Below are 26182 nucleotides of genomic sequence, written 5' to 3' on the forward strand. Positions count from 1 at the left end.
ACCTGGCGCGTCAGTCCAGCTGCGGGATCTCGATCGCGGGGCAGCGGTCCATGACCATGTCGAGCCCGGCGTCCCTGGTCCGCTCGTACGCCGCCTCGTCGACCACGCCGAGCTGGAACCACACCGCCTTCGCGCCGGCCGCCACCGCGTCGTCGGCGACCTGGCCGGCGAGGGCGGAGTTGACGAAGACGTCCACCACGTCCACCGGGAAGGGGATGTCGGCCAGCGAGGCGTAGCCCTGCTCGCCGTGCACCGGCTCCGCTTTCGGGTGGACCGGCACGACCCGCTTGCCGAACCGCTGCAGCACCGCGGCGACGCCGTACGCCGCCCGCGAGGTGTTGTTGGACAGGCCGACCACCGCCCAGGTGTCGCCCGTCTCCAGCAGGATCTTCCGTACTTCCGCCGCGTCGCCGTACACGCCGTCCTCCGCACTCTCGTCCTGTCCCCTTCGAACCGGCGGACGCCCGCCGGCATTCCCCGGGCCAGGCGGGATCTGTCGGACACGGCCTAGGCTGGAGCGATGATCGACCGGTATCTGGCGGTGGCGCGGGTCGGCGTCCACGAGAGCGAGATCAAGCGCTCCCGTTTCCTGTGCTCCCTCGCCCCCGCCCCCGACGAGGCGGCCGCGCAGGCCGTCATCCGTGACGTACGCCGGGCCCACCCCACCGCGTCGCACAACTGCTTCGCCTACGTGATCGGCCCCGACGGGCGGCTGCACCGGGCGAGCGACGACGGCGAACCCGGCGGCACCGCGGGCACCCCGATGCTGCAGGTGCTGCTCGCCCGGGAGGTCCGCGACACCGTGGCCGTCGTCACCCGCTACTACGGCGGCGTCCAGCTCGGCGCGGGCGGCCTGGCCCGCGCCTACGGGGGTGCGGTGTCGGCGGCGCTGGACGAGATCGGCACGGTCGAGCGGCGCCGGCTGACCCTGCTGACCGTCACCGTCGGCCATGCGCACGCCGGCCGGCTGGAGAACGACCTGCGCTCCGCGGGCCACACCCTGCGCGAGGTCGGTTACGGCGCCGCAGTGACCCTCGCCCTCGGCGTCCCGGAGGGCGAGGTGCCCGCCTTCAGATCCTGGCTGGCCGACGTGACCTCGGGCGCGGCGTCCTGCGAGACGGCGGGCAGCGCCTACGTGGACGTGTGAGGCGCGGGCTGCTGCTGCCCGCGCGGTGCGCGGCGCCGGTACCGCTCATGCAGCCGGCCCAGCGCGTCCCGGTCCAGCTCGACGCCCAGCCCCGGCGCCGTCGGCACCCCTACCGCCCCGTCAGTGAACTCCAGTGCGCCGGGGACGACGACCTCCTCCGGCGTCCACGGCCTGCGGGTGCCGCAGGCGTAGGTCAGGTTCGGGGTGGCGGCCGCCAGGTGGGTCGTCGCGGCCAGGCTGACGCCCAGGTGGGATCCGGACCGCAGGGAGTGGCCGAGGCCGAAGGTGCGGCAGATGCCGGCCAGCAGCAGGGAGCGCTGCAGGCCGCCCCAGCGGTGGTGGTCGGCGAGCACGGCCTGTACCGCCTCGCGGGCCACCGCGGAGGACAGCTCGTCGAAGGCGGTCACGCACCTGCTGGTGGCCAGCGGCACCGGCGAGCGTCGGGCCACCTCCGCCATGGCCTGCTGGCCGGGAGTCGGGTCCTCCAGGTAGTCCAGGACGCCGTCGAGTTCGCCGGCGACCCTTACCGAAGTCGGCACGGTCCAGGCCGCGCCGGGGTCCAGCCGGAGCGGAACGCCCGGGAAGGCCTTGTGCAGCGCCCGTACCGCTTCGATCTCCTCCTCGGGTGGCATCACCCCGCCCCTGAGGGTGATCGCGCCGAAGCCGTGCTCCTCGGCCATCCGCCGCGCCTGCGCCACGATGCCGTCCGGGTCGAGCGCCTCGCCCCACGGGTCGGGCTCGCCGCCGGGGCCGCCGGCCCGCCGGTAGAACAGGTGCGCGCCGAAGGGCACGCTCTCGCGCACCGCGCCGCCGAGCAGGTCGCTGACCGGCAGCCCCGCCGCCTTGCCCTGGATGTCGAGGCAGGCCACCTCGAGCGGCGCGAAGACCCGGTCGGCGGCGCTGCTGGTGATGGTCGCGGCCAGTCCGTGCGCGCCGGCGACGGTGTCACCGTGCAGTGCCTCGGCGATCCTGCGGTGCATCCCGCCGAGCGTGTGGACGTCCATGCCGGTTATCGTCCCGACGGCCGCCCGCAGCCGCGTCAGCTGCTCCTGGTCGGCGTGGGTCTCGCCGAGGCCGGTGACGCCCTGGTCGGTGTGGACCTCGACGATCGCCCGCAGGGCGTACGGCGGGTGCGGGCCGGCCCCGTGCGGCAGCGACAGGTCGTGGAAGGCCACCGGGGTGATGTCGGCGCCCGTGACCCGGATCCGGCCGCTCACCGGGCGGCCTCCGCGCGGCCGACCGCTCCGTCCGGCTCGCCACCGGCCGCTCGATCCGAAAGTATCGGAAGATCAGCCGAATCTACTGAGGTGAGCGTGACCGCCGGGGAGAGGGGTGCGCTGTCGAGCACGGAAGCCTCACATTGACCATACATATGAACGCTCGTCATGAATGCGAATATTCAGAGACTGTAGGCCGCGCCTGCCAACCGGTCAATGGCCAGGCCGGATCCGCTCCGCCGCCCCTGGTTGCTCCGCGCGTTGAGGGGTGTGGGGGAAGCGGCAAGCCGACGGCGGGACATCGGACCGCCGCGCGGTGAGCGCTTCGTTGAATCCGGTGAATTGCCCGGAATATGCGCGGAGTTGGCGCGGATCCAGCCCGACACTTTTCGATACCTCCGACGAAAGGTTCGGGGTGGTCGTCTGCGGGGGTTCGGCCCGCAGCGGTACCGTCACCGCCTAGAATCCGGATCACCGCGGACATCGAGGAACGGCGAGGACGAGCGTGCACGTCGGGGCGGCCGAGTGAGACTGCTGCACACATCGGACTGGCATCTGGGCCGGTCCTTCCACCGGGTGAGCCTGCTCGACGCCCAGCGGGCCTTCCTCGACCACCTTGTCGCCGCCGTCCGTACCGAGCACGTCGACGCCGTGCTGGTCGCCGGCGACATCTACGACCGGGCCGTACCACCGCTGTCCGCGGTCGAGTTGTACGACAGCGCGCTGCACGCCCTGGCCGACCTCGGCGTGCCCGCGGTGATGATCTCCGGCAACCACGACTCGGCCCGCCGGCTCGGTGTCGGCGCGGGCCTGATGGGCCGGGCAGGTATCCACCTGCGCACCGACCCGGCGACCTGCGACCGGCCCGTGATGCTGCGCGACACGCACGGCGACGTAGCCGTCTACGGGCTGCCGTACCTCGAACCCGCCCTGGTCCGCGAGGCGGTCGGCGCCGAGCGTGCCGACCACACCGCGGTGCTCGGCGCCGCGGCCGACCGGGTCAGGGCCGACCTGGCCGCCCGGCCCGCGGGCACCCGCTCCGTCGTGCTGGCGCACGCCTTCGTCACCGGCGCCGCGCCCTGCGACAGCGAGCGCGACATCACCGCCGGCGGCGTCGCGTCGGTGCCCGCCGCGCTCTTCGACGGGTTCGACTACACCGCGCTGGGCCATCTGCACGGCTGCCAGACCGTCACCGAGCGCGTCCGCTACTCGGGTTCACCGCTGGCCTACTCCTTCTCCGAGGAGCACCACCGCAAGAGCATGTGGCTGGTCGACCTCGGCGCGCGCGGCGAGATCACCGCGGAACGCCTCGACACTCCCGTGCCGCGCCCGCTCGCCCGGCTGCGCGGCCGGCTCGACGACCTGCTCGCCGACCCGGCGCACGAACCGCACGCCGACGCCTGGGTCGAGGCCACCCTCACCGATCCGGTGCGCCCCTACGAACCGATGGCCGCGCTCGCCGCGCGCTTCCCGCACATCCTCAGCCTCGGCTTCGACCCCGAGGGCCGGGCGGACGACCCCGCCGCGTCCTACGCCCGCCGGCTCGCCGGGCGCAGCGACCAGCAGATCGCCGAGGACTTCGTCGCCCACGTCCGCGGCAGCGCGCCCGACCCGCGCGAGCGCCTGGTGCTGCGCGAGGCCTTCGACGGCGTGCGCGCCACCGCCGCCACGGCGGAGCGCGACTGATGCGGCTGCACCGGCTGCGGCTCGCCGCCTTCGGCCCGTTCGCCGCGGAGCAGAGCGTCGACTTCGACGAGCTGTCCACCGCCGGCCTCTTCCTGCTGCACGGCCCCACCGGCGGCGGCAAGACCTCCGTCCTGGACGCCGTCTGCTTCGCCCTCTACGGCCAGGTCCCCGGCGCCCGGCCCGCCACCCGGCTGCGCAGTGACCACGCGGCACCGGGCACACCGACCGAGGTGCTGCTCGAACTCACCCTCGCCGGACGTCGGTTGGAGATCACCCGGCGTCCGGAGCAGCCGCGGGCCAAGAAACGCGGCAGCGGGGTGACGACCGAGAAGGCCGTCACGCTGCTGCGCGAGCAGCGCGACGGGCAGTGGCACGCCATGTCCAAGTCCCACCAGGAGATCGGCGAGGAGATCCGGCAGCTGGTCGGGATGAGCTGCGAGCAGTTCTGCCAGGTGGTGCTGCTGCCGCAGGGCGAGTTCGCCACCTTCCTGCGGTCGGGTGCGACCGAGCGGGCCGCGCTGCTCGGCCGGCTCTTCGACACCCGCCGCTTCAAGGCGGTCGAGCACCGGCTGCGGGACCGCAAGCAGGACGCCGCCCAGCGACTCGGCCAGGGCGACCGGGAGTTCGCCGGGCTCGCCGCCCGGATGCGGCAGGCGGCCGGCGACACCGGCACGGACGCCGAGCCCGTCCAGGCAGCGGAATTCCTCGGGCACGCTGCCGTGTTGCGCTGCACCGCCCGCGAGCAGCACGACATCGCCCGCGCGGCCCTCGACCAGGCCGAGCGGGCCCACGCGGTCGCGGCGGCTGCCGCAGAACGCACCCGCGAGCTGTACGCGCTCCAGGAGCGCCACCGGCAGGCCGTCCTGCGCTCCGCCGCGCTGGCCGGGCAGCAGCCCGCCCGTGACGCGGCCCGTACCGCCGTGGCCCGCGCCCAGCGCGCCACCACGGTCGACCCGGCTCTCACCCACCGCGACAAGGCCGCCTCGCAGTACGCCGAGGCGCGAACCCTGGAGCGCCACGCACAGGCCGCCCTCGACGCGGCCGGCGAGCCGGCGCGGGGCGCGGTGCCTGCCGCCCGCACCCCCGGTCACCACCCGGCGACCGTGACAGGCCGGGCCCGGTCTGCCCCGGTTCCCGACGCCGGCGCGGACCTCGCTGATCCGGTGCGCGGCACCGCCATCGCGAAGGGCCGGACGCAGGCAGTCGCCGACGCCGCGACCCAGGCGCGCACCGGGCTGCGCGTCGAGGTGCTGGCGCGGCGGGCCGGGGAGTTGCGGGAGGTGCTCGGCGGCCTGGTGGCGGCCGCCGAGGGCGAGGCGCGGGTACGCGAGGTCGCCGCGCGCAGGGAGCGGCTGGAGCGCGAGGAGCGGACCGACGAGGAGGCCGTACGGGACGCCGAGGGCTGGCTGGCCGAGTGGCCACGGCTCCGGGCCGGCCTGCAGGCGCGGCTCGACACCGCGCTGGCGGCCGCCGCGCGCGCCGGGCAGCTGGCGGGCGAGCTGGAGCAGGTCCGGCGGCGGCGTGCCGCGGCGGCGGAACGGGACGCGCTGGCAGGAGAGTTGGCCCGCGCCGAGCACACCGCGAGGGAGGCGCGCGACCGGGCTGCGGACGCACGGGACGCGTGGCAGGACCTCAGGGAGAGCCGGATCTCCGGCATCGCGGCCGAGTTGGCCGCCGGACTGGCCGACGGCGAGCCCTGCCGGGTGTGCGGGTCCGCCGTGCACCCCGCGCCCGCCCGCCCCGCCGCCGACCGGGTCACCCGCGCCGACGAGGAGGCCGCCTCCGCCGAATTCCAGCGCCGGACCGCCGGCCACGACACCGCACGCGAGAGGGTCACCCGGCTGCGCACCGGACTCGACGCGGCCACCGCCACCGCAGGCGACACCCCGCAGGCCGAACTCGCCGCCGCCCTTACGGTGGTCGAGGCGGAGTACGGCGCCGCGGCCCGCGCGACGGCCGACGTGGCCGAGGCCAGGACCCACCTCGACCGCGCCGAGCAGGAACGCGACCGGCGTACCGCCGCGCAGCAGGACGCGCTGCACCGCGCCGCCGCCCGCACCTCACGCCGCGAGGAACTGGACGAGCAGTACGAGCGGTTGAGCCAGGAAGTGGCCATGGCGCGCGACGGGCATCCCAGCGTCGCCGCCCGCAGGGAGCAACTGACCGCCGCCATCGCCCTGCTGGACCGCGCGGCACACGCGGTCAGGGAGCGGACCGACAGCGAACAACGGCTCGCGGACGCCGAGTCGGCGCTCGCCGACGCCGCCGGCCGCGCCGGTTTCGGCTCCCCGGACGAGGCGTCGGCCGCCGTGCTGCCGCCAGCCCGGCTGTGGGAGGCCGAACGGGAGGTGCAGGCGTGGGCCAAGGAGGAGGCGGCCGCCGATGCCGACCTCGCCGCGTCGCAACCCGCGGCAGCCGCGGCGCTGCCCGCCGCGGACCCGGCCGCCGCGCAGGCCGCGCTCGACGCCGCCAACCTGCGGCTGCGGCAGGCCTCCGCCGCGGAGTCCGCCACCGCCACCCGCCGCGCCGAACTCGACCGGCTGGGCGCGGAGGCCACCGCCGCCGTCCGCGAACTCGCCCCGGCCCGGGCCGCGTACGACCGCGTGGCCCGGCTGTCCGACCTGGCCTCGGCCACCTCCGCCGAGAACCAGTACCGCATGGAGCTGGAGACCTACGTCCTGGCGGCCCGGCTGGAACAGGTCGCCGCGGCGGCCGGCCTGCGGCTGCAGCGCATGTCGGGCGGCCGCTACACCCTCGTGCACAGCGACGCCCGCGGCGGCGGCAGGACGAAGTCGGGGCTGGGCCTGATGGTGGTCGACGCCTGGACCGGCACCGAGCGCGACACCTCGACGCTGTCCGGCGGCGAGACCTTCTTCGCCTCGCTCGCCCTCGCCCTCGGCCTGGCCGACGTGGTCACCGACGAGGCGGGCGGCATGCGCCTGGACACCCTCTTCATCGACGAGGGCTTCGGCAGCCTGGACGAGCAGACCCTGGACGAGGTCCTTGACGTCCTCGACGGGCTGCGCGAACGCGACCGGGCGGTCGGCATCGTCAGCCATGTCGCCGACCTGCGGGACCGGATCCCCGCCCAACTGCACATCACCAAGGGCCGGGACGGCTCCACCGTACGGCTGCGCACGCGCTGACCCCCGGGGCGGCAGCGCCGGCCGGCCCCCTTCACAGCACCAGCGGGCGGCGCTCCAGCGGCGAGGAGTAGACGATGCTGGTGGTCACCGCGCCGAGCCCGGAGATCCGGCCGGTGGTCTCCTCCAGATGCCGCATCGAGCGCGCGGCCACCTTCATCACGAAGCAGTCGTCGCCGGTGACGTGGTGCGCCTCCAGGATCTCCGGCGTGCCGGCCAGCAGGTCGTGGAAGGGCTTGTAGTTGCCGGTCGGATAGCGCAGCCTGACCATCGCCAGGATCGGCAGGCCGATGCGCTCGTGGTCGATGACCGCCGAGTAGCCGGTGATCACCCCGGCCTCCTCCAGCCGGCGCACCCGCTCGGTGACGGCACTCGGCGACATCGCGACCGTACGCGCCAGCTCCGCGTAACTGGCCCGGCCGTCGCGTTGCAGGGCTTCCAGCAGCCGCCAGTCGGTGGCGTCCAGGGAATAAGCGGTCATCTGGCAGGATTACCAGTGCAAAGCCCGGCCGATCAAGTTGAAGCCCGGGGAATCCCACTTCCCGGTGGGTGCCGCGGACCGTAGATTCTCGGCCATGACAACCGATCACCTCGTCGCCGGCGAGCCCGCCGTGACCAGCGTCAACGCGGTCCTCCGGGTGCCGCCCGCCACGCCCGCCGACGCCGCCGCCTACTTCACGGCGAGCCTCGCCTTCCACACCGACGTCTCCGATGTCGCGGCCGCGTTCGACGCCGGCGGCGACCCCGGCTTCGTCCTGGTGGACACCCGCAGCACCGAGGCGTGGGAACAGGGCCACATTCCGGGTGCCGTCCACCTTCCCACCGGCCGCCTCACCGCGAGCACCGCCTTCCTCGACCCCGCGGTCCCGGTCGTCGTCCACTGCTGGGGCCCCGGCTGCAACGGCGCGGCACGCGCGGCGGCCGCCCTCGCCGGGCTCGGCTACCAGGTCAAGGAGATGCTCGGCGGCATCGAATACTGGATCCGCGAGGGCTTCGGCTACGAGACGGCCGCCGGCCCGGCGCGCCGCGAACCGGACGACCTGACCGCGCCCTTCGGCTCCGACGCGTGCGGCTGCTGACCGCGCCCGTGCGGCCGGCGGGCGCAGCGGCAACGCAGGTGGGATACGTCGCCCGCCCGTACCGCCGGCGGCGCTCCAGCGGTCAGGCGGGCCGCCGGCGCAGTTCGTACGCCCACAGCTCGCCCCGGTCGGCGACCCGGTGGAAGCCGACACGGTCCAGCACCGCCTGCGACGCGGCGTTCGCCGGCTCGGTGGTGGCCATGACGAAGTCGACCTCCGGCTGGCCCAGGGCCCACTGGCACAGCGCGCGGGCCGCCTCCGTGGCCCAGCCGGCACCGCGGCCCGATACGGACAGGTCGTAGCCGATCTCTACCGCCCCGCCGTCCGGCGGCCCGTGGAAGCCCGCGCCGCCCAGCGCGGTGCCGTCGATGGTGCGCTGGATCGCGAAGACGCCCCAGCCGGGCCGGTAGAGCCCGGCCACGGCTGCCGCGACCGTCATCGAGGCCGCCCCGATCGTGCCCTCGCCCGGCACCCCGTCGATCCACGTCAGCCCGGCCGGTTTGCCGTCCGCCAACTGCGCCGCATCCTGCGGCAGCTGCTCGCGCAGGGTCAGCCGGCCCTGGGTCAGGACCAGCCGGCCGCCGTCGAGGGAAGCGTGCAGGGTCATCTGGCCGTACCGCCTTGTCGGGTCACGGGATGGACGGGGTGCGCCGCGCCCGGGCGGGCGCGGCGAGGCGCGGGCTACAGCGCGGAGATCTCCGCGACCAGGTCGTCCAGGCCGAGCGAGCCCTGCGACAGCGCGGCCATGTGCCACGCCTTCGCGTCGAAGGCGTCGCCGTGTGCGGCACGCGCGGCCTCCCGGCCGACCAGCCAGGCACGCTCGCCGAGCTTGTAGCCGATCGCCTGGGCCGGCATGCCCAGATAGCGGATGATCTCGCTCTCGATGAACTCCGGCTTGCGCCCGCTGTGCCGGCCGAAGAACTCCTGCGCCAGCTCCGGCGTCCACTGCTCACCGGGGTGGAAGGGGGAGTCCGCGGGGATGGCCAGGCCGGCGTGCAGGCCGATGTCGACGATCACCCGCACCGCCCGCATCATCTGCGCGTCCAGATAGCCCAGCCGCCGCTCCGGGTCGGACAGGAAGCCCAGCTCGTCCATCAGTCGCTCGGCGTAGAGCGCCCAGCCCTCGGCGTTGGCGCTCACCAGCCCGATGCTGGCCTGGTAGCGGGACAGGTCGCCGGCCACGTGCGCCCACTGGGCGAGCTGCAGGTGATGCCCGGGCACACCCTCGTGATACCAGGTCGAGACCAGGTCGAAGACCGGGAAGCGGGTGCGGCCCATCGTCGGCAGCCAGGTGCGGCCCGGCCGGGAGAAGTCCTCGGATGGCGCGGTGTAGTACGGCGCCGCGGCGCCGCCGGGCGGCGCGATGTGCGCCTCGACCTTCTTGACCCGGTCGGCCAGGTCGAAGTGCGTGCCGTCGAGCGCCTCGATCGCCTCGTCCATCAGGGCCTGCAGCCAGTCCCGCACCGCGTCCACGCCCTCGATGGCCTGCCCGTGCTCGTCGAGGTGCGCGAGCACCTCCCAGGGATCCTTGCCCGGCAGGATCTTCTCCGCCTCGCCGGCCATCTCACCGCGCAGCCGGTGGTATTCGGACCAGCCGTAGGCGTACGCCTCGTCCAGGTCCAGGTCGGTGCCGTTCCACATCCGCGACCAGGTGGCGTACCGCTCGCGGCCGACGGTGTCAGGCGCGCCCGCGACGGCCGGGCCGTAGGTGTCGCGCAGCCAGTCGCGCAGCTCGACGAAGGCGGCGGTGGCCTCGGCCGCGGCCGCGTCCAGCTCGTCGCGCAGCTCCTGCGGACCGTCCGCGACGAGGCCGACGAACCAGCTGCCCGAGCCGTCCTCGCCGCTCCACTCGCCGAGCTGCCGCACCATCGTCTCGACCTGCCGCGGCCCGGCCGGCAGCTTGCGCGCCAGGCCCTCGGCCAGCGCGGCGCGGTAGCCGGCCAGCGCGGCCGGCACCGCCCGCAGCCGGGCGGCGAGGTCCGCGTAGTCCTCGGCGGTCTCGGTCGCCATCAGCGTGAACCCCTCGCGGATGTGGTGCGCGGGGGAGTTGATGTTGCTCACCGCCCGCAGGTGCTCGTCCGCCGCGTGCACCGCGAGTTCGGCCGTCAGCCGCTCGCGCAGCAGCCGCGCGCAGCGCCGCTCGGCGTCGCTGTCCGCCCCCGGCACCGCCTCGGACTCGGTGAGCCGGTCCAGGGTGCCGCGGGCCAGCGCGGCGAGCGCGTCGGCTCCGGCAGGCGAGAAGTCGGGGAGCCGGCGGCCCGCGCCGGGCACACCGAGATAGGTGCCGAGCAACGGGTCGAGTTCGACGAGGGCGTCGACGTAGGCGTCGGCGACCTGGCGGGGGAGCGAGGAACTGGTGAGATTGGACATGGCGCCATCCTCATACGAGACGGGGTGCCGCGTCACCATCATTGTGACGTTCGGGCCTGACACGGGCGTGTCGCCGGGCGGCGGCGGTCAGCCGGGCGGCGGCGGTCAGCCGGGCGGCAGCGGCGGCGGGCCGGCGGTCATGCCCTGCCGGGCGTTGGCGGCCCGCTCACGGGCCGCGGCGAGGTTGGCGCGGGTGATCACCGTGGAGGGGTGCGTCTCGCCGAGGACCCGCACCTCCTGGGCGAGGGTGGCCTCGAAAAGGGCGATCGCCCGCTTCAGATCCCCGGCCTGCCGGAAGGCGGAGGCGAGGTTGGCGCGGGTGATCAGGGTGGTGGGGTGGGTGTCGCCGAGGACCTGCACCTGCTGGGCGAGGGTGGTTTCGAACAACGCGATGGCCCTGTCCACCTCCCCCGCGTCCCCGTAGGCACCGGCCAGGTTGTTCCTGGTGGTCAGGATGTCGGGGTGGGTGTCGCCGAGCGTCTGCACCTGCTGGACCAGGGTGGTCTCGAACAGCGCGATCGCCCGCGCCACCTGCCCCGCGTCCCGGTAGGCGCCGGCGAGGTTGGCGCGGGTGATCAGGGTGTCCGGGTGCGTCTCGCCCTGTGCCTGGATCTCCTGGGCGAGGGTGGTCTCGAACAGCGGGACGGCCTTCTCCAGATCCCCCGCGAGCCGGTGGGCGATGGCGAGCTGGTTGCGGGTGATCAGGGTGGTGGGGTGGGTGTCGCCGAGCGTCTGCACCTGCTGGGCGAGGGTGGTCTCGAACAGCGGGATGGCCTTGTCCAGCTCGCCCGCCACCCGGTAGGTGATGGCGAACTGGTTGCGGGTGATCAGCGTGTGGAGGTGGGTGTCGCCCTGCGCCTGCACCTGCTGGGCGAGCGTGGTCTCGAACAGGGCGATGGCCCGCCGCAGATCACCCACGTCCCGGTAGGCGACAGCGAGGTTGTGCCGGGCCGACAGGGTTTCCGGGTGGGTGTCGCCGAACGCCTGTTCCCGCTGGGTGAGGATCGCGTCGCGCAGCGGCAGCGACTGGGCGTCCCGACCCTGGCGGCTCAGATGCTGCGCGCAGGCGTAGAAGGTGTCGCCGGCCTCGGACGAGGTGACGTGGTCCGGCGGGGTCGAGTCCAGGACGGCCAGCACGTGCGGGATGAGGCGCTCCCACTGGGCCGTGTGCCGGGCGTCCTGCCCCGGCGGCAGCGCCTTGCCCAGGGCCTCCTCGGCCTCGTGCCGGCCCTGGGGAGGCGGGCCGAGCCGGGTGCTGCGGGCGCGCAGAACGGTCTGCACCAGGCGGTGGACGCTGATGCCCTGGTCGGGGGTGAAGGAGATCATGTTGTACGCGTGCAGCGCCCCGAGCGCCCTGCCCAGGGTGAGCGGATCCGGGGCGAGGGCGGCGAGGAGGGTGCGGGGGATGTCGTCGGGGGCCAGCCAGGCCATCGCGTACAGCAGTTCCACCGCCACCGGTTCGCGGGCCTCGACGGCGTGCAGGGTGTGGTCCCAGATCCGCGCGATGGTGCGCTCGGAGTCGATCTCGCCCGCCGTCTCGCCCAGCATCAGCCCCAGCGAACGCCGGTAGTCCTCCAGCGGCGTGCCGGTCTCGTACGCATAGGCGCCGGCCTGCTCCAGCGCCAGTGGCAGGAACCCCAGGTCCCGGGCCAGCGCGTCCGCCTGCTCCCGTTCCGCGGTTGTCGCCGCCCGCCCGTCGAAGGCCAGCCGGCACAGCAGGTCCGCGGCCGCGTCCGGGGCCAGCAGGCCCAGTGGCATCGCCGGACCCACCCGGTGCCACCCGACGGCCCGGCGGCTGGTGGCCAGGACGTGGCCGCCGGTCAGCGAGCCCAGATACGGGTGCAGGTGGGACGGGTCCTCGACGTTGTCGAAGATCAGCAGCCACCCGGTGTGCCAGCCGAGCCAGGTGATCGCCCAGGCCGCCCGCTCGTCGACGGCCGCCGTGCCGGCCCACTGCGGGCACAGCCGCATCGCCAGCGCCGCCAGCCCGGACACGATCGCCTCGGGCGAGCTCCCGGTCACCCACCACACCAGGCCGTAGCGCGCCCGGAACCGGTGCGCGTAGTGCAGCGCCAGCGTGGACTTGCCGACCCCGCCCAGCCCGTGGATCGCCCCGGTCTGCGTCACCACCACGCCGCCCGCCGCGCCCGCGCCGGAGGCCAGCATGAGGTGCACCCGGGCCAGGTCGTCCTCCCGGCCGACCAGCAGCCCCGACGCGGCCCCCGGCAGGCTGCCGGTCCCGGGAGGCACCTGCACCTCCCGCGCCCAGTGCACGGCCTCCTGGGGCAGCGTCACCACCCGGGCGTTGTCCCCGCTGACGGCCACCGCGATCGAGCCGGCCGCGCCTATCGACCGGTCGCCGGAGGCCTCGACCCGCACCGGCTCTCCCGGACCCGCCGCGCTCATGACCGGGGCGGGTGGACCGTGGCGTTGTCGCCCGAGACCGCGATCCCGATGTGCTGCGCGCCGATCGCCCGCGCCCCCGACACGTTCACCGTCACCCCGCCCGCCGTGCCCAGCAGCGCGGCGACCTCGGCCCGCAGGGCCGCGTCATCCCGCAAGGCCCGCTTGACCTGCTGCCGCAGCGCCGCCGCCGCGTCCTCGTCGCCGGACTCCTCGGCGACCTCCTGCACCGCGGTCGCCAGCGCGGCCTGCTCCGCCGCGTCCCCCCGGTGCCACACCGCACGCAGCAGCCGCCGCCCCACGTTCGCGGTCGCGTCCGCCGCCGCCGACGTCGCCGCGTCCTCGGCGCGGCCGAGCACCGCCGCCCCGTAGGCGCCGACCGCGGCCGTCAGATACGGTCCCGCCTGCTCCACCAGCTGAACGATCTCCGTGTCCACCGCAAACCCCCCTGACGCCATCACCCCGGTGATGCCAAGCCTAGGAAGGCACCACACCTCACGTGCACAAAACGCCGAAACCCACTGCGGGCCCGGCAAAGGCGGACCGCGCGAGGCGCCGCGCCGACGACCGACGGTGAGTGCCGGACGCCGGGGCCATGCGGGGCGTCGGACGCGTCCTAGCGGCGGCCCGCGACCCAGGGAAGGGCCGACGAGGAGGGGGTGGGCGTCCGCGGGAGGGTCGCCGTGATGACGAGCGTGCCGTCCTCGACCTGGTAGTCGAGCGGCAGGCCCAGCTCCCGCATCACGGCGACCATGCCGGTGTTCGTCGCGCGGGTCACCGCGTAGACGCTCTCGCGCCCCGCCTCCGCCGCCAGTTCGACCAGCTTGCGCAGCAGCACCGCGCCGATGCCGCGGCGCTGCCAGCCGTCCTCGACCAGCAGCGCGACCTCGTTCTCGTCCCCGTCCCACAGCAGGTGGCCCAGGGCCACCAGCCGGCCCGATGCGGTCTCCACCGCCAGGGACTGACCGAAGCGCGGGCTGAGCAGGTGGCCGAGGTAGCGGTCGGCGTCCTCGGCTGGGCCGTGGTAGCGCAGCGCCAGCGTGCCGGGGGAGCAGCGCTCGTGCATCGCGAGCGCCGCCGCACGGTCCTCGGGGCCGGCCCTCCGTACGGTCAGCTCGTTGCCCTCGGGGAGCGTCACCACGTGGCGGCTCTCCGGCATCCGCACCCCGAGCCTGGCGTCGAGCTCCACCAGGGCGCGGGCCCTGGCGAACTCGGTCGGTGTGAAGGGCAGGTGGTCGCGCTGCACGGTGATCGTGCCGCCCGACGGGTCCCGCAGCCGCATCACAGTGTGCAGCAGCGCGTCCTGCGGCAGCTCGCCGCCCCGGTCGGCGGCAGGCGGCGCCGGGGTGGACCTGATGGTGCAGCGGCCGAACAACTGCCGCAGCGCCAGCGGCAGTTCCGCGGCGTCCAGGGCCGTACGGGTGGCGAGGGTGAGCATCCGGGTCGGGGTGTCGACCAGGTCGTGCGCGTCGGCCCGCTCCAGCCAGGTGTCGGTACCGCCCGCGTCGGCGACGGTCAGCACCAGGGCCGCGGCCGGCAGCGCCGCCGGTGCCCGCAGCAGGAACTCGTCGACGGCGCCCTCGGCCAGCGGGTGGGTCTGCAGCGTGACGATGTCCACCCGGCTCCGGGCGAGTGCGGTGCACACCGCCCCGAGGCTGCCCGGGGCGTCCTGCACGGTGGTGCGCAGCCGCCACAGCGTCGGCTCCGGGTCCTGATGCGAAGGGGCCTCTCGCGCGGCTTCCGGCGCGGCGGCCTCCTGGACGGCGGGCTCGGCCGGGGCGGCGGCGGCCACGGGGCGGCCCGGCCGCCGGGTCCACCACAGGTGCGCACCGGCCGCGGCGAGCAGCGCCGCCGCCGACGTCATCAGCAACAACCCGCCGTCCGGGCCGTGGTTGACCAGATCGGCGATCAGGTCGGCGGTCGCCATCGCCGCGAAGAGCGCGGCCACTTCGGTGAGGTCGCGGCCCCAGTGTCGGCGCCGGGTTGCGGCCCGAACAGGAGGCACAGGAGTCGTTTGAGGCATACGCCTAGAATGGCGAACTCGTGTTGCGTGATCACGAACATGCCGTGACCAGACGGTAAAGGGCGGATCTTCTCGGTTAACTTACGTTTTCAACCTCTTTGCCGTCCGCCGCAGGTTCGAAACCGATTATCGCGCCCGCCGGCCACAACCTGCCGGGGACCATGGTCAACCACGGCCCCCGCCCCCTACGATGGCCCGACCTCCCCCGCCGCGGACCCGTGCCGCCCTACCCGCGCCGCATCACCCCCACCGGCGCTGCGACGATGACTGCCGAACAGACACCGCACACCTTCCAGGTCGATCTCCGTGGCCTGGTGGACCTGCTCTCCCATCACCTCTACTCCAGCCCCCGGGTCTACCTGCGCGAACTGCTGCAGAACGGCGTCGACGCGGTCACCGCCCGCCGCGCCGAGGATCCCGCGGCCCCGCCCGGGCACGTCCTGCTGCACACCGCCCCCGGCGGCCTGCGGGTGGAGGACTGCGGTATCGGCCTGACCGAGGCCGATGTCCACAACCTGCTCGCCACCATCGGCCGCAGCTCCAAACGTGACGGCCTGGAGTCGGCCAGGGCCGATTTCCTCGGACAGTTCGGCATCGGCCTGCTGGCCTGCTTCGTGGTCGCCGACACCATCCGGGTGGTCAGCCGCTCCGCCCGCACGCCGGGCGCGCCGCCGGTCGAGTGGACCGCGCGCGACGACGGTTCCTACACCGTACGCACCCTGCCCGACGACGCCCGCACGGAGCCGGGCACCACCGTGCACCTGACCGCGCGGCGCGGCTCCGGCGAGTGGTTCGGCTCCGAGCGGGTCACCGAACTGGCCACGGACTTCGGCGCGTTGCTGCCCTACGAGGTCCGGGTAGACGGCACGGTCATCACCGAACGGCCGCCGGTATGGGACCGCGCCTACTCCGGTCCCGGCGCCCGGCGGCTGGAGCTGTCCCGTTACTGCCAGCGGCAGTTCGGCTTCCTGCCGCTGGACTGCATCGAACTCGACGTGCCGGTCGCGGGCCTGCGCGGCGTCGCCTACGTGCTGCCGTCATCGGTCAGCCCCGCCCAGCGGGCCGGGCACCGGGTGCACCTCAAGGGCATGCTGCTCACCGAGCAGGCCACCGAACTGCTGCCGGAATGGGCCTTCTTCGTCCGCTGCGTCATCGACACCGACAGCCTGCGGCCGACCGCGTCCCGCGAGCACCTCTACGCCGACGAGACGCTGGCCGCCGTCCGTGACGCGCTCGGCGACCGGATCAAGGAGTGGATGACGGCGCTCGCCGCCGGCGAGCCGGAACGCCTCGGCCACTTCCTGTCGGTGCACCACCTCGGCGTGAAGACCCTCGCCCGGCACGACCCCGACCTGCTGCGGGTGATGCTGCCCTGGCTGCCCTTCGAGACGACCGAAGGACGGCTGCCGCTCGACGAGTTCGCCGGCCGGCACCCGGTCGTGCACTTCACCCGCACCGTCGAGGAGTTCCGCCAGGTCGCCGGGATCGCCGCGGCCCAGGGCATCGGCGTGGTCAACGGCGGCTACACCTACGACGCCGACCTGGTCGAGATGCTGCCGCTGGTCAGGACCGGCGCCCAGGTCGCCGAACTCGACGCCGACACGGTCACCGCGCACCTCGACACCGTCGACCCCGCGCAGGAGCTGGCGCTGGCCGGCTTCCTCGCCGCCGCCCGGGCCGCCCTCGATCCGCTCGGCTGCGACGTCGTGCTGCGCTCCTTCCACCCGCTGACGGTGCCGGCGCTGCATCTCGACGACCGGGCCGCGCGGCACGAACGCGCCCGCGAGGAGGCCGAGGAGCAGGCCGACGACCTGTGGGCCGGCATCCTCGGCTCGCTGCGCGGCAGCGCCCCCCGCGCCCGCCTGGTGCTCAACCAGCTCAACCCGCTGGTCCGCCGGATCGGCACCCTCGACTCCGGTGAGCTGGCGGGCACCGCCGTCGAGGCGCTCTACGGCCAGGCCCTGCTGATGTCGCAGCGCCCGCTGCGCCCGGCCGACACCGCGCTGCTCAACCGGGCGTTCCTCGACCTGCTGCAGTGGGCCACCGACCATTCCACCGATCATTCCGCGGACCGCTCCCCGGACCACTCCACGGACCAGGACGGGAACCGCAACGGGCAACAGGAGGAGGGCCGGTGACCACCGGGACCCCGCGCGGCGCCGACGACATACGCCGGGCGATCGGCGAGAACCGGGCCGAGCCTGAGGGCGCGGCCCGCAACGCCCGCGCGGAGCGACTGGCGGAGGAGGCCGAACGCAGCGGCGACCGCCCGCTGCTGGTGGAGGCGCTGTTCAACCTGCTGATCGCCTACAACTACAGCTCGGAGTCCGACAAGAAGTTCGTGCCCTTCGCCAGAGTGCTGAAGATGTGGGACGAGGACCCCGCGGACTTCGACCGGTTCGCCGCCCACAGCCTGCACTGGTACTTCAAATGGGTCTCCAGCGGCCTGCTGGACCAGCCGCACATCCCGCTCGCCGCCATCCAGAAGTGGCAGGCCGAGATGGCGCACCGCTACCGGCTCGCCGGCTACTCGGAACGGGCCGTGCGGCAGGGCGAGTTCCGTATCGCCCGGCACATCGGCGACCTGCCGGTGGCCGAACGCGCCTACGCCGCCTGGCAGTCCGCCGACCGGGACCGGATGAGCGACTGCCACGCCTGCGAGCTCCACCTCCAAGGCGAGTGGCAGGCGTATCTCGGCCAGGACGAGCAGGCGCTGGAGAGCTGGCAGCCGGTGCTCGGCGGCGAGCTGACCTGCGCCCACGAGCCGCACGCGGTGCTGGCCAGTTCGCTGCTGCCGCTGCTGCGGCTCGGCCGTTCCGACGAGGCGCGCGCCCACCACCTGCGCGGCTACCGCATGGTGCGCACGATGGAGAGCATGCGCGCCTCGGTCGCCCGGCACATCGAGTTCTGCGCGCTGTCCGGCAACGAGGCCCGGGGGCTGGAGATCCTCGCCCAGCACCCCGCGCACTTCACCACCACCGGCGACCCCGACAGCCTGATGGACCACCTTGCCGTCGCCGCGCTGCTCACCGCCCGGCTGTGCGCGCTCGGCCACGGCGACCAGCAACTCCCCGGCCCCGACGGCACCTTGTGGACCGCCACCGCGCTGCACGACCACGCGGAGAGCCGGGCGCTCGACCTCGCGGCGCGCTTCGACGGCCGCAACGGCACCGACGCGGTCTCCACCGCGGTACGCGCCCGGATGTCCCGCGGCCCGCTGCTCGCGCGGCTCCCGCTCGGCGTCCGCGCCCCCAGGCTGGCACCCGCCGCCGAGGCGCCGGTCTCCGCCCCGCCTGTCGGCGACGGAGCGCCCGAGCCCGATCTGACCGAACTCGTCGCCGAGGCCCGCCGGCTCACCGAGAGCGGCAACCCGGGCACCACGGCGGCATGGGCCGCGGTGGAAAGCGCCGCGGAGCTCAGCGGCACCCCGCTCGACGCCAAGAGCCGCGCCGAGGTCGCCGACCACGCGGGCATGGCCGCCATCAACGACACCGGCCGGTCCGCGGCGCTGTTCGCCCGCGCCGCCGCGCTCTTCGAGGAGGCGCAAGAACCGGGCGAGGCCGCCGCCTGCCGCGCACGCGGCGGCTACGCCCGCGCGCTGTCCGGCGAGACGGCGGCGGCCCTGGCCGACGTCGACGAGCAGTGCGCGCTGCTGCGCACCCTGCACGGCGAAGGCCGCGCCACCCTCCGCCAGTTGACCGGTGCGCTGCTGGTGCGCAGCCGCGTCCTGGCGCGGAGCGCGGCCGACGCCGCCGACCAGGACGCGGTCCTGAGTGCCGCGGCCGACCAGGCGGCGGAGATCGCCGAGCAGTGCCGACCGCACACCGGCGAGGCGGCGTTGATGGCCAGGCAGGCCGAAGCGACCGCCATGCTCGGCCGGTTCGCCGCCGGACGCGGCGACCACGAGACCGCGACCGAACTGCTCACCAGGGCCGTCGCGCTGTACCACCGGGCCGGCCGTCCCTGGTACGCCGCCGATCCGGAGAGCGTGCTCGCCGACCTCAGCCTGCGCCACGGACAGGCAGCGGACGCCGTGCGCCACGGCCTCGCCGCCCTCGACCACGGCGGCGAGCTGCTCGAACCCGCGTACCGCGCCCAGTTGCACCTGCTGGTCGCCCAGGCGCACGGCGGCCTCGGCGACCACGAGGCGGCGGCGAGCCACGCCCTCGACGCGAGCCAGTGGGCCGACGAGGCCGACGACAGCGAGGGCGACGGCGCCACCGCCCGGCTGATGTTCGGCGGCGCGCTGCGCCGGCTCGGCCGCACCACGGAGTGCGTCGCGGTCCTGGAGTCGGTTCTGCCCGACCTCGTACGCTGCCACGGCGAGGGCGACGTGGTCCAGGCCAGGTGGTGGATCGCCGAGTGCCAACTCGACCTCGGCGAGGCTCGGGAGGCCGCCGAGCAGTTCCTGCTCGCCGCCACGATCGCCGAGGGCTGGGAGGAACCGCACGACCACGCCATGCTCGCCAACCTCGCCGCCGACGCCCTCAGTCGCGCGCCCGGGCTCACCGACCAGGCGGTCAGCGCCTACGCCCGCGCCGAGGAGCTGTGGCGGGAGATCGGCGACCCGCACGCCGTCACCCGGACGCTGCGTGCCCGCGGCTGGCTCGAACTGCGGGAAGGCCGCGGCGGGCCGGCCGCCGCCCGGCCGCTGATGGACGCCGCTGCGAAGACGGCCGCCGGCGCGCTGGCGGCCGCCCCCGCCGGCAGCGATCTCGCCGCCGAGCAGCGCTTCGACCTCGCCGACACCCAGCGCCAGACGGCCGAGTTGCTCGTCCGCTCGGACGACGCGCTCCCCGCCGAGGACCCGTCGGCCGCATCCCGCTACGTGGAGGCCGTCGGCCTCCTCGACCTCGCCGTCGCGACCCTCGCCCCGCTGGGCGACACCGTCCGCGACCGGCGCACCGCGGTGACCCTGATGGCCGGCTGGCTCGAACTCGATCTGTCCCGCCCGGCGGCGGCCACGGCCCGCGCCCGCTCGGTCACCGCCGCATACGAGGGCGTCGAGGGCTCCGTCGCCGAGCAGCGTAGGGAGGAGGCGGCGACCCTGCTGGCAGCCGCCGCGGATCAGGACCCGGACAGCTCGGCGCAGTAGGCGATCGTGGCGTCGTCCGGCGCCACCGAGTGCCGCGCCTCCGCCTGCCGGACCCGGCCGATGATCTCGGCCGGGCCGCGGGCCGCCAGCACCGCCATGACCGCGGGCCAGTCGGCGAGCCCGAAGCGGTCCACGAGCCGGGCGGCCCCGTTGCTGAGCAGCGCGGCACCGGTCAGCGCGGCGACCGGACAGCTGCCGGTGATCGCCTCGCCCGCCGCCCCGGGGTCGTCCTTGGCCACCCAGAAGCCGCCCTGCCGGTTGCGGCGGGCGCGCAGCTCGCCGAGGACGCGGCGGTACTCGTCGCTGCCGGCGCCCGCCTCCTTGAGCGCGGGCTCGTACGACCCGCTGACGACCACTTCCCGGGGGTCGTGGACGACCAGCGGCGCGGCGTCCGCCCGGTCGAGCACGACGACGATGTCGCCGAGGACCAGATACTCGGCCCGGCCGCCGGACAGGCGCAGCACGGCCACGGCCGCGGACGGGCTGATGGGGTCCGCGACCTCGCAGGTGTCGCGGTGGTTGTCGGTCACCTGCGTGATGGCCTCTGCGAGCAGCGCGGAAAGGCCGCGGTCCGGCAGGAGGGCCAACAGGCCAAGCAGGCAGCCCCCGAGGCGGTCGGCGTACCACGCCAAGCCGTGCCGGCAGGTCGAGTCGCCGCCGGGGATGCCGGCCCCGTCGATGACCACCACGGCAGCCGGCACCGCGCCGGCGAAGTCCTCGTTCGGCCGACCCGCCCGCTTCCGCGTGCTCGCCGTCGTCACCCGCATGCGCTGCCCCCGTCCCCGCGCCGGTCAGGCGTCCCCGTCCGGCTCGCGTACGTGGACGTGGCCCGCCTCCGGGAACTTCGGCGGGTGCGGTGCGAGTTCCTCGCGCAGCGGGAAGCCGGACTTCACCGCCACCCGGCAGGAGGCGGCGTTGCCCACCGCGTGCAGCAGTTCCAGCCGGGTCAGCGCAGGCCGGCCGGTCCCGCCGCCCAGCGCCCACCGGGTCACCGCGTCCACCGCCCGGGGCGCGATGCCCTGGCCGCGTACCGCCGCCGCCGTCCAGTAGCCGATCTCCGCGGACACCGCGCCGGCCGCTTTCCGCTTGACCGCGACATGACCGACGGGCCGGGTGCCGTCCTGGTCGAGTACCGCGAAGCTGTAGCGCAGCCCGCCCTCCCAGAGCCGGGCCTGCTGCTCGATCCACCGCTCGGCCGCCTCCGTGCCGTCGAGGGTGGTCATCAGCCAGCGGCGCATGCCGGTGTCCCGGTGCGCCGCCGCCAGCGCCTCCGCGTCCCGCGCGGCCCACGCCCGCAGCACCAGTCTCTGCCTGCCCGCCTGCGCGGGCACGATGAGTTCGACGGTCATCTGCCGGCCTCCCCTGCCTCGCCCGACAATCTACGTGCATCGCGCACCGGCCCCTGCACCAGGAGGCGTACGGCGCGGGCGACCGCCTCCGGGGGGAGATGGGCGTAGCCCACCACCAGCCGCACCCGGCCGTCGTCCCCCTCACCGGCCGGCCGCGCCGCCGTGCGGTAGTCCGACAGCGGCCGGACGGCGACACCGGCCCTGGCAGCCGCGGCGAGGAAGCGCGGCTCGGGCCCGTAGCGCTCGGGCAGGGTGACGATCGCGTGCAGCCCGGCCGCGATGCCGCTCACCTCGGCGCCCGGCGCATGCCGCGACAGCGCGGCGACCAGCGCGTCCCTGCGGGCCCGGTACAGCCGCTGGCAGCGTCGCAGCTGCCGGTCGTACGCCCCGGAGACGAGGAAGTCGGCGAGCGCCGCCTGCTCGGTCACCGAGTGCCCGAGGTCCATCGTCCGCTTGATCTGCGCCGCCTCGGCGACGAGATCCCGCGGCCCGACCAGCCACCCCAGCCGCAGCCCCGGCGCCAGCGACTTGCTCGCGGAACCGGTGTAGACGACATGGCCGGGCGCGAGGCCCTGGAGGGCGCCCATCGGCTGCCGGTCGTAGCGGAAGTCGCCGTCGTAGTCGTCCTCGACCACCACGCCGCCGCGATCCCGCGCCCAGTCGGCGAGCGCGGCCCGCCGGGCCGCGGAACAGGCCACACCTGACGGGAACTGGTGGCAGGGGGTGACCACCACCGACCGTACGCCGGTGGCCTCCAGCGCCGTGACGGAGAGGCCTTCGCCGTCCACCGGGACCGGCACCGCGGTCAGGCCGGTGGCCGCGAGCAGCGCGGTGTGCTCCGGGCTGCCCGGGTCCTCCACGGCGGTCCTGCGCTCCCCGCGCGCGTGCAGCGCCAGGCCGACCAGGGTGTGCGCCTGGGCCACCCCGGCGGTCACCATCACCTGGTCGGGGTCGGCGGCCACCCCGCGCCGCCGCCCGAGCAGCGCGGCGAGCGCCGCCCGCAGTTCGGGCAGCCCGCGGGGATCGGGGTAGCCCAAGGCGCGGTGCGGGAGCGTGGCCATCACCCGGCGGTGCGCGGCCGACCAGGCCGCCCGCGGGAAGAGCGCGAGGTCCGGCAGCCCGGGCCGCAGGTCGTCCGGCCCGCCGCGGTCGTCGGCGGCGAAGGCGGGCGGGGTCGGCGGTTCAGGGCCCTGCCGCAGGTCGGCCACCCAGGTGCCCGCACCCTGCCTGCTGGTCAGATACCCCTCGGCGGTGAGCTGCGCGTAGGCGTCGGTGACCAGGCCCCTGGACACCCCGAGGTCGGCGGCCAGCTCCCGGCTCGACGGCAACTGCGTCCCCGCGCCCAGCCGCCCGTCCCGCACAGCCTCCCGCAACCCCGCCTGCAAGGCCCGCCCCCGCCCCCGCCCACCCCCGCCTTCGACCAGCACTTCCCACGCGGCCCCCGACCACCCGTGGCCCCCGCCGCCCCCGGGCCCGGGCGCGGGGGCGGCGTCGTGGGTGGTGTGCCGCGGTGTGCCGGGGCGGGTGCTCGGGCTCGGCGCCGTGCGGGCCCCGCTTCCCGCCCCCGGCGCGGTGGCCGGGTGGCCCCCGCCGCCGGCCGCCGTGCCGCCGGCCCCGTGCTGCGGGGACCGCGCCCCGTCCGGCCCGCCCCCGGGCGCGGGCGCCCCGGGGTCCGCCTGCACGTCTGCCGGGGAACCCGCCACACTGGTCCTCTTCGCTCCCATGGAATTGGACCTTAAACCAGACCACTCCCGCTTCTAGCGTTGCCCCCATGACTTCTTCCTCCCACCGCGCCGGGATCCTCCTCGCCGCCCTCGCCTGCGTCCTTGTGGGCGCGTCCTTCACCGCGGGCGGGGCGCTCGTCGACTATCCGCACGCCGGCGGCCAGGCCGTCCGCTACGGCGTCGCGTGCCTGCTGCTTGCGTGGCCCGCGCGGCGGGCCGGCGGGCGGGGGCGGCTGGCGGCGCTGCGGGCACGGCAGTGGGTGCTGGCCGCAACGGTGGCGGGCGTCGGGATGGTCGGCTTCAACCTGTCCGTGCTCGCCGCCGAGCGCAGCGCGCAACCCGCCGTGCCCGGCGTGCTCGTCGGCTGCGCGCCGATCGTGGTGGCGGTGCTGGTGCCGCTCGCCGCGCGGCGGCGGCCGACCCCGGCCGGCACCGCGGGCGCCGCCATGGTGGCGGCGGGCGCGTTCGTCGTCCAGGGCTGGGGCGGTACGGACCTGCCAGGGCTGCTGTGGTCGGTGGCCGCGCTCGGCGGCGAAGTGGGCTTCGCGCTGCTCGCGGCACCCCTGGTGGCCCCGCTGGGGCCGCTGTTGCTGTCCGCGTGCGTGTGCGGGCTGGCCGCCGTCGAGGCCGCCGTCATCGGCGTGGTCATGGACGGCACGGGCGTCCTGCGGGTGCCGACCGGCGCCGAGGCGGCCGCGCTCGGGTGGCAGGCGGTGGTCGCCACCGTCATCGGCTTCGTGTGCTGGTACGCCGGCATGCAGCGGCTCGGCGCGGAGCGCGCGACGCTCTTCTCCGGCCTGATCCCGGTGTCGGCCGCGCTGACCGCGCCGCTGGTCGCGCTCGGGACCCTCGGCGCCGCCCAACTCGCGGGCAGCGCACTGGTGGCCGCCGGCGTGGCGGTCGGCGCGAGCCGCCGGCCGGACCGCGCCGGGCGGCCGGCCGCGCAGGTCAGGGCGCCGGCCTTGGCGGCGGCCCGGCCGGCCCCGGCGCGCCGCTGAGATCGTCCGGGGTAATTGTCCGGCGGCGGGAACTCCGGCGGGATGGGGGGAGTTGTCTCAGTACGGGCCGGTGCGCGGCATCGGCCCGGCCAGCTGCCCCGACCGGGCGCCCCCGTCCCGGTCGGGGCGCCCGCGGCCGCACCGCGTCTGCCTGTCCCCTCCTCGGGCGGACGCGGCGCGGAGGCGCGTTCAGTACGGACCCGGGACAACTGGTCCGCGCCGCAGGGCTACTTCACGCCCAGCAGCTGCTGGAGCGGGTCGATCGCGAAGTAGGCCAGGAAGCACACCGACACGCCCCACACCAGCGGGTGGATCTCCCGGACCTTGCCGAGCGCCAGCTTGATGGCGACGAAGGACAGGAAGCCCGCCCCGATGCCGTTGGTGATGCTGTAGGTGAAGGGCATCGCGGCGATGGTCAGGAAGGCCGGGATCGCGATGTCGTACTGCGTCCAGTCGATGTTGCGCACCTGCGCCATCAGCAGGAAGCCCACCGCGACCAGTGCCGGCGCGGCCGCCTGCGAGGGCACCACCGCCGCGAGCGGCGACAGGAAGAGGGCCACCGCGAAGAGCGCCCCGGTCACGACGCTGGCCAGGCCGGTCCGGGCGCCCTCGCCGACGCCCGCCGCGGATTCCACGTAGGCGGTGCTGGACGACGCGGAGGCCGCACCGCCCGCCACGGCGGCGGCGCCGTCGATGAAGAGGACCCGGCCGATGTTCGGCACCCTGCCCTTGTCGTCCAGCAGTCCGGCCTCGCTGGAGATCCCGACGATCGTGCCCATGGCGTCGAAGAAGTCGGACAGCACGAGGGTGAAGACGAACAGCGACGCTGTCACCACCCCGGCCTCGGAGAAGCCGCCGAAGAGGCTGAAGTGGCCGATCAGCCCGAAGTCGGGGGAGGCGACGATGTCGTGGGGCACCTTCGGGGCGGTCAGCCCCCAGGCGCCGGCCGGGAGGTCGGCGACCTTGTTGACGATGATCGCCACGATGGTCATCACCACGATGCTGATCAGGATCGCGCCCTTGACCCTGCGGGCGACCAGCGCCACGGTCAGCAGCACCCCGAGGCAGAACACCAGCACCGGCCAGCCGGTGAGCGTGCCCGTCCCGCCCAGCTGCACCGGCACGGTGGTCTTGGCCGCGTCGGGGATACGGCTGGCGAATCCGGCGTCGATGAAGCCGATGAAAGCGATGAACAGGCCGATGCCGACGCTGATCGCCTGCTTGATCGGCAGCGGGATGGCGTTCATGATCGCCTCCCGCAGCCCGGTGGCGACCAGCACGCAGATCAGCAGGCCTTCGAGCACCACCAGGCCCATCGCGTCCGGCCAGCTCATCTTGGGTGCGAGCTGGAAGGCGACCACGGCGTTCAGCCCCAGTCCGGCCGCCACCGCCAGCGGCAGATTGCCGCCGACACCCATGATCGCGGTCATCACCGCGGCCACCAGGGCGGTGGCGGTGACCAGTTGGGTGGTCGACAGGTGGTGACCGAACTTGTCCGTCGCCCCGGACAGGATGATCGGATTGAGGACGAGGATGTACGCCATCGTGAAGAAGGTGGCGAAGCCTCCCCGTATCTCCCGTCCCGGCGTCGAACCGCGCTCCGATATACGGAAGTAGCGGTCCAGCGCGTTGCCTCCGGGGGGCGGTGCGGACACCGGCATCTCGGTGTCCACGGCGGGTCCTGACATGGTGCTCCTCTGGTTTGGCGAACCTGCGCGGCGGCGGTGCCGCGTACGTGCTCGGCGGGCGGGGCACACGGATTGTCCTCGCCCGCGGGCCCGGGCGGGTTTCCGCGGCGTTACCCGGTATCACCGTCGGGTTTCGGCCATGCTCAGGTCAACACTCCCGACACGACCCGCCCACCTGGGCGCAGTAATGAGCCGCGCCGGACCGCCCGCACTGAGAGCCCGCCGGTCGGAGCCGGCCGGCGGAACCCGCCCGTCGGAGC

19 protein-coding genes are annotated in these 26182 nt (G+C 75.0%); 7 read left to right on the forward strand and 12 right to left on the reverse strand.

Translation table 11 applies throughout. The features are described from left to right. Nucleotides 1-10 precede the first annotated feature (10 nt). Nucleotides 11-418, reverse strand: coding sequence for a CoA-binding protein (locus OG702_RS33965; RefSeq protein WP_327292801.1), 408 nt, complete (start codon nucleotides 416-418; stop codon nucleotides 11-13). 102 nt (nucleotides 419-520) lie between these two features. Here OG702_RS33965 and OG702_RS33970 point away from each other — a divergent pair, with 102 nt between their 5' ends. Then, nucleotides 521-1147, forward strand: coding sequence for a YigZ family protein (locus OG702_RS33970; protein ID WP_327292802.1), 627 nt, complete (start codon nucleotides 521-523; stop codon nucleotides 1145-1147). Here the strand turns inward: OG702_RS33970 and OG702_RS33975 are convergent. After that, entirely contained in the window at nucleotides 1132-2364 is a 1233-nt protein-coding gene (locus OG702_RS33975; RefSeq protein WP_327292803.1) for an enolase C-terminal domain-like protein, read from the reverse strand. The genes OG702_RS33970 and OG702_RS33975 overlap by 16 nt on opposite strands. Nucleotides 2365-2889: 525 nt before the next feature. Between OG702_RS33975 and OG702_RS33980 the strand changes: the two genes are divergently transcribed. After that, nucleotides 2890-4050: an exonuclease SbcCD subunit D gene (locus OG702_RS33980; protein WP_327292804.1), complete on the forward strand. Its 1161-nt coding sequence runs from the start codon at nucleotides 2890-2892 to the stop codon at nucleotides 4048-4050. Continuing rightward, a complete protein-coding gene (locus tag OG702_RS33985; protein WP_327292805.1) occupies nucleotides 4050-7196 on the forward strand; it encodes an SMC family ATPase in 3147 nt (1048 codons plus the stop codon). Before OG702_RS33980 ends, OG702_RS33985 begins: the two co-directional genes overlap by 1 nt. Nucleotides 7197-7227: 31 nt before the next feature. On the opposite strand, the gene OG702_RS33990 is transcribed toward OG702_RS33985, so the two are convergent. Further along, the gene (locus OG702_RS33990) at nucleotides 7228-7674 is read right to left on the reverse strand and encodes an Lrp/AsnC family transcriptional regulator (RefSeq protein WP_327292806.1); all 447 of its coding nucleotides are present in this window, start codon (nucleotides 7672-7674) and stop codon (nucleotides 7228-7230) included. 94 nt (nucleotides 7675-7768) lie between these two features. Here OG702_RS33990 and OG702_RS33995 point away from each other — a divergent pair, with 94 nt between their 5' ends. Then, entirely contained in the window at nucleotides 7769-8272 is a 504-nt protein-coding gene (locus OG702_RS33995) for a rhodanese-like domain-containing protein (RefSeq protein ID WP_327292807.1), read from the forward strand. 82 nt (nucleotides 8273-8354) lie between these two features. Here the strand turns inward: OG702_RS33995 and OG702_RS34000 are convergent, their stop codons facing one another. The 5 genes from OG702_RS34000 to OG702_RS34020 form a co-directional block, all read right to left on the reverse strand. Continuing rightward, nucleotides 8355-8879, reverse strand: a complete 525-nt coding sequence (locus OG702_RS34000) for a GNAT family N-acetyltransferase (protein ID WP_327292808.1) — start codon at nucleotides 8877-8879, stop codon at nucleotides 8355-8357. A gap of 74 nt (nucleotides 8880-8953) precedes the next feature. Further along, the gene (locus OG702_RS34005) at nucleotides 8954-10642 is read right to left on the reverse strand and encodes a DUF885 domain-containing protein (RefSeq protein WP_327292809.1); all 1689 of its coding nucleotides are present in this window, start codon (nucleotides 10640-10642) and stop codon (nucleotides 8954-8956) included. A gap of 105 nt (nucleotides 10643-10747) precedes the next feature. Then, nucleotides 10748-13048, reverse strand: coding sequence for an FxSxx-COOH system tetratricopeptide repeat protein (fxsT, locus tag OG702_RS34010; protein WP_327292810.1), 2301 nt, complete (start codon nucleotides 13046-13048; stop codon nucleotides 10748-10750). After that, nucleotides 13045-13482, reverse strand: coding sequence for a hypothetical protein (locus OG702_RS34015; protein ID WP_327292811.1), 438 nt, complete (start codon nucleotides 13480-13482; stop codon nucleotides 13045-13047). The genes fxsT and OG702_RS34015 overlap by 4 nt, the downstream gene beginning before the upstream one ends. A gap of 179 nt (nucleotides 13483-13661) precedes the next feature. Next, nucleotides 13662-15068 carry a GNAT family N-acetyltransferase gene (locus OG702_RS34020; protein WP_327292812.1) on the reverse strand — a complete coding sequence of 469 codons (1407 nt, stop codon included), beginning with the start codon at nucleotides 15066-15068 and terminating at the stop codon, nucleotides 13662-13664. Between the two features lie 263 nt (nucleotides 15069-15331). Between OG702_RS34020 and OG702_RS34025 the strand changes: the two genes are divergently transcribed. Then, on the forward strand, nucleotides 15332-17206 hold the full coding sequence (locus OG702_RS34025; protein WP_327292813.1) for an HSP90 family protein: 1875 nt from the start codon (nucleotides 15332-15334) through the stop codon (nucleotides 17204-17206). Next, a complete protein-coding gene (locus OG702_RS34030) occupies nucleotides 17203-20163 on the forward strand; it encodes a tetratricopeptide repeat protein (RefSeq protein WP_327292814.1) in 2961 nt (986 codons plus the stop codon). The genes OG702_RS34025 and OG702_RS34030 overlap by 4 nt, the downstream gene beginning before the upstream one ends. On the opposite strand, the gene OG702_RS34035 is transcribed toward OG702_RS34030, so the two are convergent. The 3 genes from OG702_RS34035 to pdxR are packed head-to-tail and all read right to left on the reverse strand — an operon-like array spanning nucleotide 20136 to nucleotide 22939. Further along, a complete protein-coding gene (locus OG702_RS34035; RefSeq protein WP_327292815.1) occupies nucleotides 20136-20930 on the reverse strand; it encodes an integrase in 795 nt (264 codons plus the stop codon). The two genes, OG702_RS34030 and OG702_RS34035, sit on opposite strands and share 28 nt — an antisense overlap. Before the next feature lie 24 nt (nucleotides 20931-20954). Then, a complete protein-coding gene (locus OG702_RS34040) occupies nucleotides 20955-21512 on the reverse strand; it encodes a GNAT family N-acetyltransferase (protein WP_327292816.1) in 558 nt (185 codons plus the stop codon). Beyond that, entirely contained in the window at nucleotides 21509-22939 is a 1431-nt protein-coding gene (gene pdxR / locus OG702_RS34045) for a MocR-like pyridoxine biosynthesis transcription factor PdxR (RefSeq protein WP_327293471.1), read from the reverse strand. The genes OG702_RS34040 and pdxR overlap by 4 nt, the downstream gene beginning before the upstream one ends. A gap of 344 nt (nucleotides 22940-23283) precedes the next feature. On the opposite strand from pdxR, the gene OG702_RS34050 reads away from it, so the two are divergent. Further along, a complete protein-coding gene (locus OG702_RS34050) occupies nucleotides 23284-24234 on the forward strand; it encodes a DMT family transporter (RefSeq protein WP_327292817.1) in 951 nt (316 codons plus the stop codon). 227 nt (nucleotides 24235-24461) lie between these two features. On the opposite strand, the gene OG702_RS34055 is transcribed toward OG702_RS34050, so the two are convergent. Continuing rightward, nucleotides 24462-25922, reverse strand: coding sequence for an NCS2 family permease (locus tag OG702_RS34055; protein ID WP_327292818.1), 1461 nt, complete (start codon nucleotides 25920-25922; stop codon nucleotides 24462-24464). Between the last annotated feature and the right edge of the window lie 260 nt (nucleotides 25923-26182).

Origin of the sequence: Streptomyces sp. NBC_01198 (genome assembly GCF_036010485.1) — a bacterium.
GTDB lineage: Bacteria > Actinomycetota > Actinomycetes > Streptomycetales > Streptomycetaceae > Actinacidiphila.

Bases quoted from the DNA above. Each gene is read 5' to 3' on its own strand.
- OG702_RS34020 (WP_327292812.1), bottom strand. From the start codon at position 15,068: ATGCCTCAAACGACTCCTGTGCCTCCTGTTCGGGCCGCAACCCGGCGC.
- OG702_RS33995 (WP_327292807.1), top strand. From the start codon at position 7,769: ATGACAACCGATCACCTCGTCGCCGGCGAGCCCGCCGTGACCAGCGTC.
- OG702_RS34025 (WP_327292813.1), top strand. From the start codon at position 15,332: ATGACTGCCGAACAGACACCGCACACCTTCCAGGTCGATCTCCGTGGC.
- OG702_RS34000 (WP_327292808.1), bottom strand. From the start codon at position 8,879: ATGACCCTGCACGCTTCCCTCGACGGCGGCCGGCTGGTCCTGACCCAG.
- OG702_RS34055 (WP_327292818.1), bottom strand. From the start codon at position 25,922: ATGTCAGGACCCGCCGTGGACACCGAGATGCCGGTGTCCGCACCGCCC.
- OG702_RS34040 (WP_327292816.1), bottom strand. From the start codon at position 21,512: ATGACCGTCGAACTCATCGTGCCCGCGCAGGCGGGCAGGCAGAGACTG.
- OG702_RS34035 (WP_327292815.1), bottom strand. From the start codon at position 20,930: ATGCGGGTGACGACGGCGAGCACGCGGAAGCGGGCGGGTCGGCCGAAC.
- fxsT (WP_327292810.1), bottom strand. From the start codon at position 13,048: ATGAGCGCGGCGGGTCCGGGAGAGCCGGTGCGGGTCGAGGCCTCCGGC.
- OG702_RS33985 (WP_327292805.1), top strand. From the start codon at position 4,050: ATGCGGCTGCACCGGCTGCGGCTCGCCGCCTTCGGCCCGTTCGCCGCG.
- OG702_RS34005 (WP_327292809.1), bottom strand. From the start codon at position 10,642: ATGTCCAATCTCACCAGTTCCTCGCTCCCCCGCCAGGTCGCCGACGCC.
- OG702_RS34050 (WP_327292817.1), top strand. From the start codon at position 23,284: ATGACTTCTTCCTCCCACCGCGCCGGGATCCTCCTCGCCGCCCTCGCC.
- OG702_RS33990 (WP_327292806.1), bottom strand. From the start codon at position 7,674: ATGACCGCTTATTCCCTGGACGCCACCGACTGGCGGCTGCTGGAAGCC.
- OG702_RS33970 (WP_327292802.1), top strand. From the start codon at position 521: ATGATCGACCGGTATCTGGCGGTGGCGCGGGTCGGCGTCCACGAGAGC.